17 protein-coding genes are annotated in these 19647 nt (G+C 42.9%); 8 read left to right on the top strand and 9 right to left on the bottom strand.

From position 1 onward, the window contains the following. The first annotated feature begins 71 nt into the window (after positions 1–71). On the top strand, positions 72–986 hold the full coding sequence (locus N483_RS00745) for a DMT family transporter (RefSeq protein ID WP_023398140.1): 915 nt from the start codon (positions 72–74) through the stop codon (positions 984–986). Positions 987–1115: 129 nt separating this feature from the next. Here the strand turns inward: N483_RS00745 and N483_RS00740 are convergent, their stop codons facing one another. Then, positions 1116–1655, bottom strand: a complete 540-nt coding sequence (locus N483_RS00740) for a helix-turn-helix domain-containing protein (protein ID WP_023398141.1) — start codon at positions 1653–1655, stop codon at positions 1116–1118. Between the two features lie 33 nt (positions 1656–1688). On the opposite strand from N483_RS00740, the gene N483_RS00735 reads away from it, so the two are divergent. The 3 genes from N483_RS00735 to N483_RS00725 all read left to right on the top strand — a co-directional run bounded on the left by N483_RS00735 (position 1689) and on the right by N483_RS00725 (position 6661). Next, positions 1689–2924, top strand: coding sequence for a benzoate/H(+) symporter BenE family transporter (locus tag N483_RS00735; RefSeq protein ID WP_269201319.1), 1236 nt, complete (start codon positions 1689–1691; stop codon positions 2922–2924). 261 nt (positions 2925–3185) lie between these two features. Then, the gene (locus tag N483_RS00730; RefSeq protein WP_023398143.1) at positions 3186–5297 is read left to right on the top strand and encodes a DUF1800 domain-containing protein; all 2112 of its coding nucleotides are present in this window, start codon (positions 3186–3188) and stop codon (positions 5295–5297) included. Positions 5298–5308: 11 nt separating this feature from the next. Beyond that, positions 5309–6661, top strand: a complete 1353-nt coding sequence (locus N483_RS00725; RefSeq protein ID WP_023398144.1) for a DUF1501 domain-containing protein — start codon at positions 5309–5311, stop codon at positions 6659–6661. Positions 6662–7021: 360 nt separating this feature from the next. Here the strand turns inward: N483_RS00725 and N483_RS00720 are convergent, their stop codons facing one another. The 4 genes from N483_RS00720 to N483_RS00705 all read right to left on the bottom strand — a co-directional run bounded on the left by N483_RS00720 (position 7022) and on the right by N483_RS00705 (position 10711). Continuing rightward, complete coding sequence (locus N483_RS00720; protein WP_023398145.1) at positions 7022–7549, bottom strand: hypothetical protein; 528 nt, start codon at positions 7547–7549, stop codon at positions 7022–7024. 354 nt (positions 7550–7903) lie between these two features. After that, the gene (locus N483_RS00715) at positions 7904–8530 is read right to left on the bottom strand and encodes a hypothetical protein (RefSeq protein ID WP_023398146.1); all 627 of its coding nucleotides are present in this window, start codon (positions 8528–8530) and stop codon (positions 7904–7906) included. A gap of 205 nt (positions 8531–8735) precedes the next feature. Further along, positions 8736–9641: a histone deacetylase gene (locus N483_RS00710; RefSeq protein ID WP_023398147.1), complete on the bottom strand. Its 906-nt coding sequence runs from the start codon at positions 9639–9641 to the stop codon at positions 8736–8738. 482 nt (positions 9642–10123) lie between these two features. Continuing rightward, complete coding sequence (locus N483_RS00705) at positions 10124–10711, bottom strand: LysE family translocator (protein ID WP_023398148.1); 588 nt, start codon at positions 10709–10711, stop codon at positions 10124–10126. A 105-nt stretch (positions 10712–10816) separates the two neighbouring features. Here N483_RS00705 and N483_RS00700 point away from each other — a divergent pair, with 105 nt between their 5' ends. Next, on the top strand, positions 10817–11698 hold the full coding sequence (locus N483_RS00700) for a LysR family transcriptional regulator (RefSeq protein ID WP_023398149.1): 882 nt from the start codon (positions 10817–10819) through the stop codon (positions 11696–11698). On the opposite strand, the gene N483_RS00695 is transcribed toward N483_RS00700, so the two are convergent. After that, complete coding sequence (locus N483_RS00695; protein ID WP_023398150.1) at positions 11695–13215, bottom strand: aldehyde dehydrogenase family protein; 1521 nt, start codon at positions 13213–13215, stop codon at positions 11695–11697. The genes N483_RS00700 and N483_RS00695 overlap by 4 nt on opposite strands. Positions 13216–13369: 154 nt before the next feature. Here N483_RS00695 and N483_RS00690 point away from each other — a divergent pair, with 154 nt between their 5' ends. Then, positions 13370–14281, top strand: a complete 912-nt coding sequence (locus N483_RS00690; protein ID WP_023398151.1) for a helix-turn-helix domain-containing protein — start codon at positions 13370–13372, stop codon at positions 14279–14281. On the opposite strand, the gene N483_RS00685 is transcribed toward N483_RS00690, so the two are convergent. Continuing rightward, on the bottom strand, positions 14278–14733 hold the full coding sequence (locus N483_RS00685; protein WP_036975187.1) for a flavodoxin family protein: 456 nt from the start codon (positions 14731–14733) through the stop codon (positions 14278–14280). The two genes, N483_RS00690 and N483_RS00685, sit on opposite strands and share 4 nt — an antisense overlap. A 92-nt stretch (positions 14734–14825) precedes the next feature. Between N483_RS00685 and soxR the strand changes: the two genes are divergently transcribed. Together soxR and N483_RS00675 are read left to right on the top strand one after the other, a co-directional pair. Then, a complete protein-coding gene (soxR, locus tag N483_RS00680) occupies positions 14826–15326 on the top strand; it encodes a redox-sensitive transcriptional activator SoxR (protein ID WP_023398153.1) in 501 nt (166 codons plus the stop codon). A 16-nt stretch (positions 15327–15342) separates the two neighbouring features. Next, positions 15343–17127: a DUF885 domain-containing protein gene (locus N483_RS00675; protein ID WP_023398154.1), complete on the top strand. Its 1785-nt coding sequence runs from the start codon at positions 15343–15345 to the stop codon at positions 17125–17127. A gap of 66 nt (positions 17128–17193) precedes the next feature. On the opposite strand, the gene N483_RS00670 is transcribed toward N483_RS00675, so the two are convergent. Both N483_RS00670 and N483_RS00665 read right to left on the bottom strand, forming a co-directional pair. Then, positions 17194–17631 carry a hypothetical protein gene (locus N483_RS00670; RefSeq protein ID WP_023398155.1) on the bottom strand — a complete coding sequence of 146 codons (438 nt, stop codon included), beginning with the start codon at positions 17629–17631 and terminating at the stop codon, positions 17194–17196. 11 nt (positions 17632–17642) lie between these two features. After that, the gene (locus tag N483_RS00665) at positions 17643–19451 is read right to left on the bottom strand and encodes a S8 family serine peptidase (RefSeq protein WP_023398156.1); all 1809 of its coding nucleotides are present in this window, start codon (positions 19449–19451) and stop codon (positions 17643–17645) included. Positions 19452–19647 lie beyond the last annotated feature (196 nt).

The raw sequence follows: 19647 nt of genomic DNA, 5'->3' as shown, positions 1-19647 counted from the left end.
TTCAAAACATCAAATTTGACCTGACTAAAGGTTTATAGCCAAGGCTAGTCATGTTTTAAGAGGAGTTGATTATGTCGAACGCGTATAAACAAGCAGCGTATAAAAACATCGAACAGTTAAAATTGTTTACGAAAACAATGCCCGGCTACTTTAAGGGCGTGATGTTAGCGCTCATATCTTGTGGGCTATTTGTATATGTGAGTACCATAGTGCGTACTTTGAGCACATCGATAAGTGAATTTGAAATTTTACTTTTTCGGCAGCTCGTTTTTATCATGTTGCTCCTGCCCACTATATTTCGCAATGTGAATACCCTGCGAAAACCCAAGCATGTCCAATTACACGTAATAAGAATAATCGGGGCATTTTTCGCACTCTATCTGAGTTTTATCACGCTTAGAGAACTACCTTTAGCAAGTGCAATCGCGATTAGTTTCACAAGTGTGTTGTTTGTCGCTTTGCTGTCACCCATATTCTTATCTGAGAAGATCACGGTAAATCGCTGGGCGACTGTCATTATCGGTTTTATCGGTGTGATGTTAATAATCCAACCTAGTTTCAATGGTTCGAAAGGTATCTATTTTGCACTTGGGTTATTTGGGGCGTTAGGAGCTGCGACCACTTCAATTTGTATCAAAAAGATTATCAAAGTTGAGTCCAGCACCAACTTACTGGTATACCAAGCTGTATTTATCGCGATTATTACGATAATTCCTGCGGTTAAAAATTGGGTAACACCCACTTTTGAGCAAGCTACTTTGCTGGTCACCGTTGGTGTAATTTCTTCACTCGCACAGTGGATTGGAGTAACGGCTTTTAAATATGGCGATGCAAATGTCATTGCCAATGTCCAATACAGCAATATTTTATACTCGCTGCTGTTTGGCTACTTTTTATTTCAAGAAATACCTAATTTTACAGGTTTAGCAGGGTGTGTCTTGTTGATATTTAGCATTTGCTTCAGCTTGCTAAGAAAAACTAACTAACGCCACTCCGTCACTTCAATATCTTAGTGAGCTTGCAAGCCAACATTTTTGAAAAGATGCCAAGCTCGCTTATCGTAAGACAGTCAGATCTGAAATTGAGTAGAGTCTCAGAGTATATAAATGAGACCTTCATTTTGGATAACTTACGATGTTATGAAACACGACTGTTTCTGATATCGCTTCATAGCCATGAGGTTGATCGCTATAAAAGCGTATACGCTCGCCCGCTTCTAACACATGCCACTGCTGATCAAAATAGACTTTCATTTTGCCACGAATTACATGAACATGCTCAACAATCCCGATGTCATGAGGACTGGACATTTGCTGGTGATGATCGAGCAAAGTAATTTCGAACACCTCTATACTGGTATCTTGTTGAAACGGAAATATCGTGTTTACCTTCATTCGCGCGTCTTCGGGAAATACTCGCTCTCCTGACTGTAAAGCTGGTTCATTTGCAAAAAATGCCGAAAAAGAAGTATTTAGTCCACTGGCGATTTTCCACAGCGTCGCAATTGTAGGACTGGATTCTTCACGTTCTATTTGCCCTAACATAGCTTTAGAGACGCCAGTTAATTTTGCGGTGGCATCCAAGCTCAACTTTTTTCTTTTTCTTTCTGCTTTCAAATGGTTAGCGATCTCGGACTTAAACATCGACTCTTTCATTAACTAAACCCCTATTGTGCGTTATAGCGCACAGTGCTACATTACCTAACGTGCGCTATAGCGCACGTTAATTTTACTCTACTTCATGGAGCGAGAATGTACCAAAAATCTTCTACGCTAAACCATATCGTTGCTGGCTTCACTGCCGTATTGGTCGGTTATACCAGTTCAATTGTGATCATTTTACAGGCAGCCTCAGCTTCCGGTGCATCACCCAGCCAAATTGAAAGTTGGTTGCTGGCATTAGGGATCGCTATGGGAGCCACCTCGATCGGCTACTCATGGTACTACAAAACTCCCATTCTCACCGCTTGGTCTACACCCGGTGCAGCCATTTTGGTCAGCGCGGCGCCGAATTATGAGCTGCAATACCTTATTGGCGCTTTTGTCTTCACTGGCTTATGCATATTTTTAACTGGGCTTATCTCGCCATTGTCAAAAGCACTACAGCGGATCCCAGCCCCACTAGCAACGGCGATGTTAGGCGCTATTTTATTGCCCTTTTGCATTCGCGCTTTTGAACCTGTAACAACAACTCCAGCGCTATTTTTACTTATGTTTTCGGCCTATATTGCCAGCCAGCGATTGCTCCCAAGATACACAATGTTGGTTTTACTAATCATTGGCTTAGTTATTGTATTTCATTCTGATAACAACGTACTTTCTGCAACTACCTTCTCCTTTGCTCACCCCAGTTGGGTCACGCCAAATATAGATCTCTCGATTATATTAAACATATCAATCCCCTTATATATAGTTACCATGCTCTCCCAAAACCTGCCGGGGATCGCAATGATGAAAGCTTATGATTATCAATCTCCAGTTAAACCTATTTTATTTGGTACAGGTGCAGTCAATATGCTTTTTGCGCCCATTGGCGGATTTAGCTTAAATCTAGCGGCTATCTCTGCTGCTATTTGTATGAACGAGGAAATAGATAAAGACAAAAATGTACGATACAAAGCAGTGCTGTGGGCTGGTGTTTTTTATCTATGCGCTGGCGTACTAGCTACTTCCGTTGTATCAATCTTTTTATCATTCCCCACTGAAATTACGCATATGCTTGCCGGATTTGCCTTACTTGGCACCTTACTTATGTGTTTACAAACAGCCTTTCAATCTAAGCAGTATCGGGAACCTGCATTACTCACCTTTTTAGTCACCTTGTCTGACGTGAGCTTTTTAAACTTGAATTCAACACTACTGGGGCTCTTTGTTGGCTGGATATATTCGCTCACACTGAAAACAAATGAGTCTGAAAAAGTTTAATACGGTATGAAAACCTCAAGTGAGCCCTTTCTACTCAAATTGGATAAAACGTTAATCAGCAATAGCAGTGCCATGTAGATAACCTTGTACGACTCAATAATTAACCTGCCTGAGTCACTTTTGGGTTTTCTTTTTGAATCATTGAGATAAATGCAAATGCAATCCTTTTTCATTAAAAAAGAAACTTTAATTTAATAAAAAAACATTGTAAAAATATTCCTCCATGCTATAAAAGGATGAGACTTTTGTGAGGAATTTGATATGAAGATGCGCTTCCTTTCTGTTGCTGCCATCGTGCTATTATCCGCCTGCGGTGGAGGCGGCGAATCCAACTCTAATAGTAACGCAGCGCCCGATAGCTCTAACTCTTCAAATGCCAATGCAGCCTCTCCAAGCGGCGACCGTACCGAAAGCAGCAGTGATACAAATACGCAAGACAATGTCTCTTCGGGTTCACAAGCCGACAATACAAATGAGCAAAGTGATCATCAAAGTAATGCGGACGGTAATGAATCTTCATCTGAAGGTAACAACGAAGAAAATGAAGGCGCTGCCGATAACATTGGTACTGCACCAATTGTTGACCTGAAGCCCCCCGGTGCTGTGCTGCGCAAAGGCAATGAAATCATTATTAATAGTGTTGTGACTAGCCCAACAGAGAATTTAACCTACGCTTGGATGCAAGTAGCCGGACCCGAAGCCACATTAATAGGTACCGACTCTCAAAATTTGACTGTTATTTTACCAACCACGCATTCAGTCGAAAAAGATCTGTTTACTTTTTCATTAACTGTTACCAATAACGCTGGCTTGAGCACATATGTAGAAACCGACATTGAATCCGTCAATGCAATGACAGAGCTTCAAGCTTCAGCTTTACTACAGCAGGCGACCCTTGGTGCCACACTGACAGAAATACAAGCAGCGACGGGGTTAAGCGAAGAAGAGTGGCTTGACCAACAAATACTCCTTGAGCCCACCTACCACACGCCTTTTTTGGAAAATTATCCTGACCGCGAAAATCCAAGTCATATAAATCGCATTGACGCCTGGTGGAAGGCAAGTTTAAGCGCGCCTGATCAGCTTAGGCAGCGGGTAGCATTTGCGCTGAGTGAGATTTTCGTTGTCTCAGATGCCAATACGTCACTCAAAGGTGAACCTGAGGGTATGGTTGCCTATTATGACACCCTCTTAAAACATGCTTTTGGCAATTTTAGAGCTCTGCTTGAGTCGGTAACCTTATCTCCTGTCATGGGCGTATACCTCAGCCACCTCGGAAATGAAAAAGCGGATGCAGAGCGAAATATAAGACCTGATGAGAACTACGCTCGCGAGGTTATGCAACTATTCACAATCGGACTAAATGAGCTGAATTTAGATGGAACAGCGAAGCTGAATGATAACAACACCATACCAACATACTCACAACAAGAGATTGCAGGATTTGCAAAGGTGTTTACGGGCTGGACATTTGCATATTCAGCACGCTGGGATAGACCTAGTCGAAATTATACTTTACCAATGCACGCTTTTTCTGATTACCACTCAATGGAAGAAAAAGCATTGCTCAATGGCGACATCATACCGGCAGGCACCGGGCCTGAAGAGTCGATGCAGCAAGCATTAGACAACTTATTCTCACACCAAAACGTTGCGCCATTTATTAGCAAGCAATTGATACAAAGGCTGGTAAAGTCCAACCCTACCCCTGCTTATGTTGAGCGCGTCGCATCGGTATTCAATGATAACGGACAAGGTATTAGAGGCGACCTAGCTGCTGTAATTAAGGCTATTTTACTTGATGACGAAGCACGCAAATACTCTTCAGTGCTTGTACATAGCGGGAAAATAAAAGAGCCGATACTCACAAAAGTGCATTTATGGCGCGTCCTCAACGCCCGCTCAGAATTAAATCGATACTACACGTGGAATTTATCAACGACCTACGGCCAGGGCCCGCTACTTTCGCCTTCCGTATTTAATTTCTTCAGGCCAGATCATGTACCCAATGAGTTACAAGGGCTTGGCTTGGTGGCACCAGAGCTACAGATAGCCACTGATTCCAACATGATTGCGACGACCAATGGCCACTATGGCGACCTTGTATGGCGAATGGCAGAACGAAAGAACACATTAAATCCCAAAACCATTTATATGTATGGGCAATCGGACATCACCATGTTGTCAAACAACGGTCTACAAGCATTACTGGACTACTACAACCTTGTTTATTTTGCAGGCAGCATGTCAGACAGTACACGCTCTGCTCTGGTTGATTTAGATAGCTACTTTGCCCGTAAAGACGCTGTTCATCGAGTAGCTCAGCTACTCTACATGGTATCACTGTCACCTGACTTCAATTATCAAAACTAGGAGTTGCCGCTATGCCATATAGTAATGAGCAATCGAGAAGAGCTTTTTTGTCACTGTGTTTAAAAGGCGGAGCCTCCATTGCAGCACTCACCAGTTTACAATTGCAAGCACTCGCCAGTTCTGCCTCCTCAAGTACTATCAATGACTATAAGGCTTTAGTATGCATATTCTTGCACGGCGGTAGTGACTCACTAAATATGCTCGTTCCCACCTCGGGTTCTGAACGTGTAGATTATGAACTAAGTCGACAAAATTTAGTGGTCACCGAGCCGATCACATTAAACACCACCACGCAATTTTCGGGGGGTGTTGGTCTACACCCGAGTATGAGCGCATTAGAACCAATATTTAATGCCGGTCAATTGGGATTTGTTGGCGGAGTAGGCACGCTTATCACTCCGACCTCACTCGCTGATTACAAAAACAAAGCAGTGCCCTTACCCGGCCATTTATTCTCACACAATGACCAACAAGCCACTTGGATGCATGGTCAAGAAAAGGTTTCTTTGAATACAGGTTGGGGCGCTCGAATTCTAGAGCGCTTAAACCAGCACGCGAGCTTTACCAGCAATATTTCTCTTGCAGGTGCCAATCCGTGGCAAGTTGGTGCCAATACAACTCCCTATGCATTAAACAAAAATGGCATTACAAAAATTAATGCTTTAAAGGGCTATCAGCCCCAAGTGGACCACGTTAAAAGTATTGTCGACAGATTGCTCAGTACTACTACTAACCCAATCCAAGATGCGTATGCAAGCAGGCTCTCTAGTTCAATTTCCAATGTCCAAAACATGAATGCACTCCTTGAACAAGCGCCAACTCTGAACACACAATTTAGCGATAACCCCTTATCAGAGCAGCTTGCAGCGGTAGCTAAATCGCTGAGTATCAGCAACCACACGGGCAATAAGAGGCAAATATTTTTTGTTTCTCTAGGCGGATTTGATACCCACGATGACCAATTAATTCGTCAACCTGCCCTTTTTGCAACTTTGGCAACCGCGTTGTCCGAGTTTCATAGCGCGTTGGCAGAGTTGTCACTGCAAGAGAGCGTAACAACGTTCACCATGTCAGATTTCGGTCGTACGCTTACATCCAATGGCGACGGCACAGATCATGGATGGGCTGGCAACCAACTGTTAATGGGAGCGGCAGTTAATGGTAAGGAGCTGCACGGTACAATGCTGTCTCAGCAATTAGAAAGCGCAATTGATGTAGGCGGAGGACGGCTAATCCCACAATTCTCTAATGAGCAGTACTTTGCACCGATTGCCAAATGGTTCGGACTCAGTGATATCGAAGTTTCTGACATATTTCCGAATTTAACTAACTTTGACGCCTCGGCACTGCAATTGTTTAGATAAAGGTGCTATCCACTATTAAAATATTAACGCGGAACTTTGTTTGCTTTCTCTGACCATTGGTTTGGCGTCTACTACAGCATTAACAAATGAAGAAACTTTTAATATTGATGACGTAATATTTTTTAAGCTTAGCCAGCCATTACCTTCTAAAGTCGAAAGGCGGCATTGAAGCATTTACGTCAGTAGGCGCAAACTTAACAGATACCAATGTGTCATCAACAACATCTTTGCAGTACTTATTTTTAGTTCGCAGTACAAGCACAACCAACTGTGTTTGGGTAAACTGTTACAGTTACTTGCCAGTAAACCTTGATTGTTGCGCTGTTCATTTGGACGTTAAACTGAACAACATTGAAGCTATTATGCATAGTAATTAACGTAGCTAGGCGTTGCAGCAACCAGCTTGTCATAGTTTTCAGGATGGGCAAGCCCTTTACTTCCCCAATTTGTTCCCATCTTGAAAAGCTCTGATTGTTGATCCCGTAATTCGACAATCTCCATTAAGATCTCCTTAGAAGACTTCCCTGTTTTGGCTCCATCATTGATGATTGCGAGTTCCTGTTTGTGGTATTTCTGTGCTTCCTTATCAAAATGCGCTATCGCTCTGCCGATACGATCATGCATTTCTCCTGAATTAGCCGCTTGTTCAATATCACTCATTCTAAACATTGCAATTGGCGGCCCATATTGTTTAATTGCATCAATTGACCCAGCCAGCTTTTCCTCACTGGCAGAATTTATATATTTAACGTATTGCTCTCGATTATCAATACTTGGGGTAGATTGACGACTTCGCATTTGCGGTTTTGATGCTTGCTCTGCTGCAACCTCTGCCCCGTTAGTCGCACTGTTTACATAGCTCGTTTCTACATAGCTGTTTACATACATAAAAATTCCCTCTTGTGTCCATACATACCTAGCAGATATATCAATCTATTTGCCGTGTATGGCAATCTTTTGCTACTTGTCTATATCGTGATGCCGGCAACCAGTACAAAAGCGGTGCTCCCCTTAATATCTAGGCAAATTCCGAACCAAGTATGCCTGAATTGAAAGTTTACCAATCATAGGCTGGTAACGACTACACAATTGCATGCAGTGATGGTGGAACTGATACTTACTACCTAATCTATATATGGCATTGTAAATTCCAGTCCAGTCTACAAGCTGGCACTGAAGGGGGTGATTCAATCTAGCAGAGCCAAGGCTGTACATTGCGGCTCAAAATTTTTATCGGCCTGCTCAACTCTCGGTATAAAAAAGCACATGGACACGGCCGCTAGCAAGCGGGTAACTCCGCTCACGACCACCAGCCCCATACCAGCAATATCCATTCAGTAATTTCCCCGCCCTGAGTACGCCATGACCATCAGTCACACCACATACATAAGTATTGAAACCACTTTCATACGACCCTTTTACTAAGTATTTATCAGTTTGTTCGGTCGCGCCGTAGAGATCGATACGCTCTGTTGCCACTTCCCAGCGGTAGTTTTGAGACGCCATTGTCAGAACCTGAAAGCGTTTATTTGCAAACTCTCGACCATACCATGACGTATAACATATACCGTTTACTAAACGCCCCAAAACATGTCCTAAGTCTCGACAGATAAAGACAGTTTCGGTACTAGACGTACCATCATGCTCAAATTTAACGGAAAATTGGGGGATTTGTCTGTTGCTCTGTGAGTCGGTCCAACTGCACTCTTGCTTTTCTACTTGGCGACCACCTTCGTGGCGACCACCTTCGTGGCGACCACTATCATGGTGACCACTGCCACCGCATTGCACAAATTCACGACTATGAACCTGCACAGAAACAAGTACAATCGCGCTCATGAACCCCATCATCAATAAATGCTTTTCCATAATCTATTCCTTTATTGTCTCGGTAAAAACACTGTCCCAACCTCGGACTCATCTTGATACTGGAAAAAACATGGCCAAGAGACCACAAAAACATCGTAAATACTCGGTAAAACAAAATTTCACATAGTAAAATCTTGCTTCAAGATATTGATTTTATTAGTCAAAGTGGTGCTTTGTAAGATGCAGGTTTGCTTAACAAATTGGGTTAAATTTTGGCTGCTTGCTCAATAACGATGGCATGCCGCTTTGCCAAACGTTCGTGATCTTTGTCGTAACCACCACCGATCACAGTCGCAACAGGTACACCTTTGCGCTGACACGTGGTCAAAACGATATGGTCTCGTTGTTCAAGCCCTTGCCAACTAATATCGAGCTTGCCTAATGTATCCTCTTGCCAAACATCCACACCCGCATCATAGAGCACCAAGTCGGGGTTTAACTGTTCAATTAAGTCAGTTATTGTTGCTTGAACGATAGACAAGTATTCACGGTCGCTGACATTTGGATCTAGCCCTATATCCAAATCACTTTGTTGCTTTCTAAAGGGAAAGTTCTTGTCGCAGTGAATTGAACAGGTAAACACATATGGGTTGTGTGCCAACATCGCCGCTGTTCCGTCTCCTTGATGCACATCACAGTCAAAAATTAACACGTTGTGCACTTGCTGCTCGTCTATTAGGCGCTGTGCTGTGTAGGCAAGATCATTTACCATGCAATAACCTGAACCAAAATCGTAATGGGCATGGTGTGTGCCACCTGCCAAATGGCATGCAATACCATTTTTTAGTGCCAGCGTTGCAGTTAAATAAGTTCCTAATGGGGCAGTAAAAGTTCGCGCCATCAGCTCTTTTGACCACGGGATCCCTATCCTTCTCATCGCTTTTGGGCACAATTGGTTGTGATATAGATCACGTACATATTGCTCGCAATGAACGAGCTCTAAATCGGAGTAATGCCCTACCGGCCCTTGTTGTAGGTTGGTCTGAATGACCCCTTGCTGTTCCAAGTACTGTTTTAATCTTGCAAACTTACTGACAACAAAGCGGTGTTTCGGATCAAAGCTAAACGAATAGTTTGGATGGTAAACTAGCGGTAAATTAGGATTATACATAAGCAACAACAATATCTGACATAGCTATATTGTTGCATACAACTCCTAGGCTCAGCAGCTACTTTTCCAAATGTGCTAATTAAAAGAAGTATCTGGCAGTGAACAAATGAAGTAAACGATAAAATTGGCAAAAAGCAGGATGACCAATCTGAGCCACAACAACACAAAATCAATCTTCGAATCTCAGTACTTCAGGGGCCCTTAATCATGCAATCAACCTCATCTTATTTGGTATTTGTACTTTGCAAAAGTTCAAGCCATAGCCTTAACAAGGGCCTTAGAGCGTTAAACTCTAGGCGCAACTAGATATCCTGCTGTGTAGCGTGCTTCACTGTGAAAAAACTTCTGTTCAACTGGGCCTATGGACATCAGTTGCTTGAAGGTATGTTAGTAACCCTTTGCAATCTCGATTATTCACTACGCAATGTAGCTGCATAAACATCAATAACCATCCAGTTGAGATAAAAATAAACGCGCCAATCTCAATTCACCAATTCAAGCAACACTAAAACGCACATACCAACCAATACCCCTGCGGCAATTTTATTGAGCCAAGGTAAACTTTGCGCGTTAGCTAAGTGCTTAGAAACCTGTTTGCCAAACACTGCCCAAAGCGTTAAACAGATAAAACACACCAAAGCGTATACCGTCACAAACACAAATAACTTGGCAGTTTGATTAGGTTCTATAAATAGACTGTTGCCAGCTATTGCACCAAGCCATGCCTTGGGGTTCAACCACATTAATGCAAAACCAGCGCCGAGCCCTGCTTGTGATCCTTTAGCCGCGCCTATTTGCCCATCAGCCTGAAAAAGCCCATACGCAATATACAACATAAAAGCACAGCCTATCAGCGTACAAAGAGTGACTAACCAAGTATGTTGCTGTACCACCCAGCCAAGCCCGAGGCCAGTTGCAACTAATAAAACGCTAAATCCCATTGTCGCGCCAAAAATAAAGGGCAATGTGGCATTGACGCCACGATTTAGCCCCCCAGAAAAAATGATTAAATTAACCGGTCCAGGCGTTATTGACATAGAAAACGCATACAAGCCCATCGCCATGATCATCAACACAATACACTCCATTCTTATGTAAAATTTGAGTGTACATACCTGTTATAACTTTTATTAGATGGTATAAATAGAAATCAGTGTTCTAAAAACTTACTCAATATGATTGATGATTTAAAAAGCATCGCTATCTTCTCTACTGTTGTGGAACAGGGCTCATTTAGAGGCGCAGCGCGAGCACTCAACCTGTCTCCTTCGGTCGTCAGTTACCACGTCACCATGCTTGAAAAAAAGCTGGATACGCCCTTACTGTATCGCTCAACTCGAAAACTTTCTTTAACCGAGCAAGGAGAGCAATTATTGGCGGTAAGTACCAATATGATGCAAAGTGTTGAACAGGGTTTATCAGCTATCAGCGCACAAACAAACGCGCTCTGTGGACGTTTAACAGTGAGCCTGCCAACCGCACTGGTGCGCTCGCAGTATACCCGTGCCCTGGCTGATTTTTGTCAGCGACACAGCGCACTTGAAGTGCACATTAACTACAGTGATATATACGAAAACTTGATCGAGAAAGGCATTGATATCGCAATACGGGTGGGGAGCTTGCCCAGCAGCGAACTCAAAAGTAAGCGCCTTGGACACATTAATCGAAAATTGACTTGCGCCCCTAGGTTTATAAAGCCAGATATGCAAATCAATGAACCAAAAGACCTTGAACGGCTGCCTTGGATAAAATTGGCCAGCCTGCCAAATAAACGAACACTCACCCATCACCAATTGGGCCACCAAGATGTTCTATTTAAATTCCAAGTATCCGTTAATACGGTCGAGGGGATGACGCAACTGTGTAAAGATGGGTTAGGTATTGCAACTCCCCCAGATTATCTGGTCGAGTCAGCCTTGGCGCAAGGAGAATTAAGTGAGTTGCTGCCCGATTGGCATGTATCCCCGATACCGGTATATGCTATTTGGCCAAACAATGTTGCAAAAAAGAGCGCGACCATGGCTCTGGTCGCGCATCTTGCAAAGGCTATAACTTAAAAGAACCCAAGTGGACTTTCGCTATAGCTGACTAGTAGGTTTTTAGTTTGTTGGTAATGATCCAACGCCTTTTTATGTGTTTCTCGCCCTATACCTGAGCGCTTATAACCACCAAAAGCGGCATGGGCAGGATACATGTGATAACAGTTTGTCCATACGCGGCCCGCTTCTATTTTTCGGCCAAATTGATACGCACGATTCATGTTGCGTGTCCAAACCCCAGCACCTAAACCAAACTCACTGCTATTTGCCATCGCTAATGCTTCGGCTTCGTCTTTAAACGTGCACAATGAGATCACTGGACCAAATATCTCCTCTTGGAAAACACGCATTTGATTGTGCCCTTTCAATAAGGTTGGCTGAATATAATAACCTTGTTCATATTCCGAATTCAGCTGCTCAACTTCTCCGCCGAGTAGGACTTCCGCACCTTCCTTTTTACCAATATCAATGTAGCTTAAAATCTTATCAAATTGAGCCTGTGAGGCCTGCGCGCCCACCATGGTCTCGGTATCCAAAGGATTTCCGCGTTTAATTTGCTTTGTTCGCTCAATCACTTTGGCTATAAACTCATCATAGATATCTTCTTGAACGAATAATCGTGATGGACAGGTGCATACTTCACCTTGGTTAAAATAGGCCAGCACCGCACCTTCAACACACTTGCTTAAAAATTCATCGTCTTTTTCCATGACGTCACTAAAGTAAATGTTTGGTGACTTTCCGCCAAGCTCCACAGTGGATGGAATAATATTATCCGCTGCACATTTCAAAATGTGTGAACCCACAGGTGTTGAGCCAGTAAACGCAATTTTTGCGATGCGATCACTGGTTGCCAGTGCTTCACCGGCTTCTTTACCAAACCCGTTGACTATATTAACTACACCCGCCGGAATTAAATCTTCGATTAGCTCCATCAATAATAATATAGAAACCGGTGTTTGCTCTGCCGGCTTAAGTACAACACAGTTGCCCGCCGCAAGTGCAGGTGCAAGCTTCCACGCAGCCATCAGCAGAGGGAAATTCCACGGAATGATCTGTCCAACGACACCCAGTGGCTCATGAAAATGATATGCGACCGTGTGTTCATCTATTTCGCCAATACTCCCCTCTTGCGCCCGAATACATCCAGCAAAATAGCGAAAGTGATCAGCAGCTAAAGGCACATCTGCGGCAAGGGTTTCGCGAATCGCTTTACCGTTGTCCCACGTTTCTGCCACTGCTAAATATTCTAAGTTTTCTTCAATTCTGTCTGCTATTTTCAGCAAAATGTTGCTGCGGTTTGTCACTGATGTTGAGCCCCAAGCTTCCTTGGCGCTGTGCGCAGCATCGAGTGCCAGCGCAATATCTTTCGCGCCAGATCTAGCGACTTGGCAAAAGACCTTGCCATTAACAGGGCTAATATTGTCAAAATACACCCCATCAACTGGTTTACTCCAATTGCCACCAATAAAGTTGTCATACACTGGCTTAAAATTCACTATTGCATCTGATGTATTTGGGTTTGCATAAATCATAAATGCCTCTTCAAACTTGAAATTGTCGTTTTATTTCACGCGCACTGTTGGCGGTAAACTTATTGTTATTTGGTTGACATTAATCAAAAGGCGGATTAAAAACTTAACTCTGCGTATAAAATGTTTGCGTAGGAGTCCAAACAGGGAATAAAGAATGCTTGATCAACTGAATAAAAAAAGGCAAAAAATCACGTCACTGGTTGAGAATCGCGTACACTTTGCAAGCAATGATGTTGAACTTAGCATTTATGATACATATGAGAACGCACAGCATATCCGGCTTTACTCCAACAATGTACTTTTTTGTGGCATGTTGACCGGCAAAAAGGTCATGCACGTCAACAGTTGTGATTATCACCAAGCATTTTTACCCAATGAAAGCTTTGTACTGGCACCAGAACAAGCAGTCTATATTGATTTCCCGACAGCCTGTATTGACCGTCCAACAACCTGTTTAGCAATAGACATCAGCAGGGATAAAATCGCTGCGGTTGCAGAACAATTGAATCAACATAACGATAGCCCAGAACTACTATACAATTATCATCCAGAACTGGTGCACAATGAGCATAATGCACAAACACAGCAACTACTGAACCGCTTAACCCATCTATTTTGTGAAAATGCCCCACAACGTGACTTCTACATTGATTTGGCTTTGAATGAACTGGTCGCTCGCCTATTGCAGCAACAGAGCCGAGACCTCCTTTTTCAGCAAGTGGCGCAGTGCAATTTCAAAACCGGTATCCATGCAGCCATAGACTACATGAAACACAACTTATCCGAACAACTCGACATCGATAAACTGTGCAAAATCGCTTGCATGAGCCGCAGTAAGTTTTTTGATCAATTTAAAAAACGCATTGGTACTACTCCCCAAAACTGGCTCCATGGTCAAAAGCTGATGTCCGCACGCACCTTATTGGAACGGGGTGAAAGCGTAACATCCGTCGCCTTCGCCTTAGGATTTAGCCACCCCAGTCAATTGAGCCGAAGCTTTAAAAAAGCATTCAATAAAACGCCTAAGCAGTATCAAATGCTGTTTTTACAGCAACAATCGAATTAGTCTTCGTAGGGGAACTGCTGATGATGCATTCCTCGCAGCTGCATACCCAAATACTCAAAGGTTTTTCTCAACATATCCGTAAATGCGAGCGGTGCAGTTTCGTGTATTGATGTAGACAGTATTGAAAACTGTTTACTTCTCAACTCACGTAATTCTGGCTTAAGTACTTCGTCATCCATAAACTCAGTGATCCTATCAATAAATGCCTTCATTCTGGGTGTGACTGCATACCAATATACTGGCGAGGCAAAAACCACATGTTCAAATTGGAGAACATGTCTAAATAAGGCTCTAAAATCATCATCTTTATTTTTGTGCTCATAGCTATAATCATTGATAACATAATCATCCAGAAATAGCGTTTGTGCGTTGTATTCTTTAGCCATTGCCTCCACAGCTACGCCCGTGTTGCCCATTTTTTTTGCGCTCGAATATACGATAATTGTGTTCAATGTTGTTCTCCTTTATTTGATTTGCTGCTAGGCTAAAACCTCAACCTATGTTTAGGTAAAGCATTAATTTGAACTTTTAAAAAGGGGCTAAGATGTCGGACTCTACACCCAGAGATGAGCCACGATTAAGTGTTGGACAGGTGGCTAAACGCGCGGACGTTGCAGTATCTACTTTGCACTTTTATGAAACAAAAGGGTTAATCCGAAGTTGGCGCAACACAGGTAACCAACGCAGGTATAAAAAAGATGTACTGCGCCGAATTGCCGTTATTAAAGCAGGGCAAAAAATGGGCATTTCGCTTTCTGAGATTCAGGAAACCTTAGGCCAATTGCCGCAGAGCAGGACACCAACCAAAGAAGATTGGGCAAATATGTCACGCTTTTGGCAGGCACAGCTAGATGAAAAAATCGCATATATGATGCGCGTCAGAGAGATGGTTGATGGCTGTATAGGTTGTGGCTGTTTATCTATGAAATCATGCCCTATGTACAACCCTGATGACATTGTGGCAAAAGAAAGTAACGGTGCTGTATGGCTTGAACAGCCAGAGCAAGCAAGAGCCGCAAAAAATTGTTATGATAAGGAAAATTAAAAATAGGAACAAGCGAATGAAAAAAACAGCGCTCACAATAGCTGTTGCAGCTGCCTTGGCTCTAGCTGGCTGTACAACAACAAATTCAACTTCTCAATCGACCGCTCCAGTTGTCGCTGAAGCTACTCAAAATCAAGAGTTTACTGCATTCTCAGAGCAATTCATTGAAGATATGTGGCGTCAATACCCAGAGTTTTCTTTACATGTGGGCTACGGCAAATATGATGATATTATTACCATACCTAATGACGAGTCGCGCGCAAGCAATTTAGCCTTCTCAAGAACGAAACTAAATCAATTGCGTAGCTTTGATTTAAACAGTTTGAGTGACAATCAAAAAACAGATTATTATTTGCTTGAAAACGGCCTTGAAAAAAACATCTGGGAAATTGAAAAGTTTAAAGCTTGGCAGTGGAACCCATCCAATTACAATATTTCATACGGTTTTGCCACCATCTTAAACAGCCGCTTTAAGTCAGACGAAGTAAAATACAAAACGGTTTTAGAGCGTTTAAAATATGTACCAGAATTTTATCAAGCTGCACAAAAAAGCATCGACACTCCAACCCTTGAATATACTCAATTGGCGATTGCCCAAAACCAAGGGGCATTCTCAGTATTGACGGACGACCTGCTTGACAAAATAGATGCATCAGATGCCCTTACAGCAGATGAAAAAGCACTATTTAAGACTCGCTTTGTCAATGCAAAAACAGCCATTAACGGCTACATTAGCTTTCTAACCGAATTAGAAAAAGACTTAACTGCCAATGGCAATGCGCGTAGCTTCCGAATTGGTGAAGAGTTATATGAAGAAAAGTTTGCTTTTGATATTCAGTCAGGTTACACCGCAAAAACCATGTATGAAAAAGCACTCGCAGATAAAGCACGTGTTACCAAAGAAATGGTTAAATTAACAAACCAGTTGTGGCCAAAATACTTCCCTAACACAGCGCGTCCTACAGATGATGCACAAGCCATCGCAAAACTCATTAAGCACTTATCTGTAAATCATGTGCCAAAAGAGAAGTTTGTTGATGAGATTAAGCGCCAGATCCCATTACTTGAAAAGTTTGTTATGGAAAAGGATCTCATCTCTTTAGATCCCGAAAAGCCACTGGTCGTGCGTGAAACGCCGGAGTTTATGCGTGGTTTTGCCATGGCGTCAATTTCAGCGCCGGGTCCATACGACGCTAAAGAAAATACCTATTATAATGTCGAGCCACTAGAGCTGAGAACAGAAGAGCAAGCGAGCTCAATTTTACGAGAGTACAACCACTGGATCTTACAAATTCTAAACATCCATGAAGCTGTACCAGGTCATTACACGCAGCTTGTTTACGCCAACAAATCGCCATCAATGATTAAGACTATCTTAAGAAACGGCGCCATGATAGAAGGTTGGGCGGTTTACACTGAGCGCATGATGTTAGAAGAAGGCTATGGCAACCACGAGCCTGAAATGTGGTTGATGTACTATAAATGGAACTTGCGTGTTATCTGTAACACCATTTTGGACTATGCAATTCAGGTCAAAGGGATCAGCCGTGATGAAGGCCTAGATTTATTGATGAATGGTGCATTCCAAGAACGTGCAGAGGCTGAAGGAAAATGGCGCAGAGCGACATTAAGTCAAGTACAGTTAACCAGTTATTACAGTGGTTACCGTGAGATTTATGACTTGCGTGAGCAGCAAAAAGAAAAACTTGGTAAGGACTTTAATTTAAAAGCATTCCATGAAGAATTCTTAAGCTACGGTAGCGCACCAGTTAAGTACATTAATCAACTTATGCAAAAATAAAAGCCCCATGTGGGGCTTTGGATTCAGCATCAAAATAAAGCCACAAACGTGGCTTTATTTAATTTCCTACTCTGCTTCTAATCCTTCAACTTGAAATCCTAATTGCACGTTTACAACGCCACTTAATTTTTCAACATCGCTTTTAAACGTCAACAGCGCAGCATTGGGCGCAGCTTGGAAAATTGCGCGATTACCTCGAACGTAAATCAGGTTCAGTCGGTTTGCAGAGGCAAACTCTTTGGCATTGATCAAAGACTCAAGCTCAACAACCAGCTCACCTGTAAGTGTGACTGTCTCATCGGTCGAAACATCAATTAGTGCAGCACCAGTCACCATATCTTGGTCACTTTTTGATGCTGCTAGGACATAATCTTTGCCATTCACGTTAACGCTAACACCGGACGAATTGCTTACAGCCGTCGCTTCATATGCAGGTTGGGCGCTCGCTTGTGCTGCGTATAAACTACCAACAACAGCGAGTAAAGGGATTAATTTAAATTTCATGATACTTCTCCTTATTTACGTCCAAAAAAGCGAATATCCCAAGACTTTAGTACGCCATTTTCAGTATTATTGCGATGAACCATATTGATATTTGGCTCACCAGAGGCACGTGGATCAAAGATGTAAGCTTCATCTTCAGATGCAGTATCGATCACTCGTAATGTCCACTCGCCCTTGGCTTGTTCACCATAGAAGTGATGCGTTAACATCTGAGTATTTTGCATACCTTCATTGCCCAATATCGTACCCGTTCTTGGCGTCATGATCACACTTCGTGTTCCGGACGGAGAAATTAACTCAATCGCTAAATCTCGAGTACTGGTATGGTCGATATTTACGCGAACCTGCACAGCATCCACTGTTAGGTCTTGCGCGTAATGATAATTGCTTTGCACACCACTCAAACGGCCATCTGGAATTTCAACTCCTGCCGTGACAAGCTCTCTGTCAGTTTTTACAAACTCACCTAAGTTTTTATCGTAAAAACGCGCGAGGTTTACCGCTGCATCTACATCGACAGCACCAAATCCATAGAAGTTATGGAATTGATAACCTGCGGCATTAGTTTGCCATGCGTCGATAGCTTGATAGCTCACTTGCTCGCCGCCTGCTTCTTTAAATGAAAGTGCTACGCCTGGATGATCTGCATCTATACGACGAGATGTCGCTGCCAAGATGTGTCTCACATCTAACCAAGATAACGCAGGGTTTGCCGACATAATAACGGCTATCGCGCCAGCAACATTCGGCGCTGCTGCCGAAGTACCATTTGATCTTGCACTGTAATCACAGTTTGGATCCAGCGGGTGCCCACCATGTAAATCATTACGCAACCAAAGCGGGTTATAGCCAGCATCACAGCCTGATACATCTGTCGTTATGATCGCAGGTGAACTTGTACCATACTGACCGCCAGGCGCAGATACAAATACACTTGAACCCACTGTAGAGTATGACGAGCGCTCACCGTCAGCGTTGTACGCTGAAACAACTAGGTTCCAGAAGCTTGAATCCATACGCTCAAGGTTTACATTTTGCAGTGGCAATCCATGGTTATAATTGTCGAAGCGCAGGTAGCCGCGCCCAAATTTGCTATCAGTGAAACTTTGTCTTTCATAGCCATTACCTGCCGATTTCACAAAAATTGCGCCGCGACCACCATGTGTTGTGCGTGTGATTTCTTCTTGTGCATCTTCGTATGTCTTGAGCCATGGAGACTCTTCGTAATCGAAGCTTCTCGGTGAAGAGAGCGTTCTACCGTAGCTTTGGTTAAAAACACGAGGAAAGTCAAAAGACTGTTTAGCGAAGCCATCGGAATACATACCATGAGACTGCAGCCAGTTAGCCATTGTTTGGTTGCCAGATACTAAATAGTTGAAACCAACTAAGCCAGCTCTTGGCGCAACACCACGTCCACCAATGCCATTAAAGGCACTTGCAGCAATGATCCCAGAAACGGCTGTGCCATGTCTGTCTGTTGGGCTGCCCGGTGCCAAGTCTGGACTATTGTTTGTAAAGTTCCAAGAACCTGGACGTGCATTGTCTCTCAAGTCTGGATGCATTATTTCCACCCCACCATCGATGACTGCCGCCGTTACTCCTGCGCCCATAATACCCATAGCATGAGTAAGCGATACATTCATATCTTCACCAGGTTTTCCACCTCTATCTGAGAAAGCGGCCTGGCCGGTATTTTTCAAGTGCCATTGCTGGTCAACAAGAGGATCACCGGGCATCAAAGGATACTCGATATTTGCATGTGCATTTGCGCTTAAAGAAGCGGCTACAACGAATGCTAGTTTTGTTATTTTTATATTCATAAATCGCTACTTACTGTTTGTTTTAACAATTGTACCCAAAAACTTTGTTCTCAGTATAAACACAAAAAAGGAATAAAAATAACACTTGAGACACAAAAAATTCACCAGACATTCTTTTTGAATAAAAAATTCAATTATAAAACTCCCTTTATTATTCATATAATTACAACTTTATGATCTCGCTTGACCAAGCAAA

Origin of the sequence: Pseudoalteromonas luteoviolacea NCIMB 1944 (assembly GCF_001625565.1) — a bacterium.
GTDB lineage: Bacteria > Pseudomonadota > Gammaproteobacteria > Enterobacterales > Alteromonadaceae > Pseudoalteromonas > Pseudoalteromonas luteoviolacea_F.
Note: the sequence above shows the minus strand (reverse complement) of the source record. Positions and strands in the feature narration are given on the sequence as shown.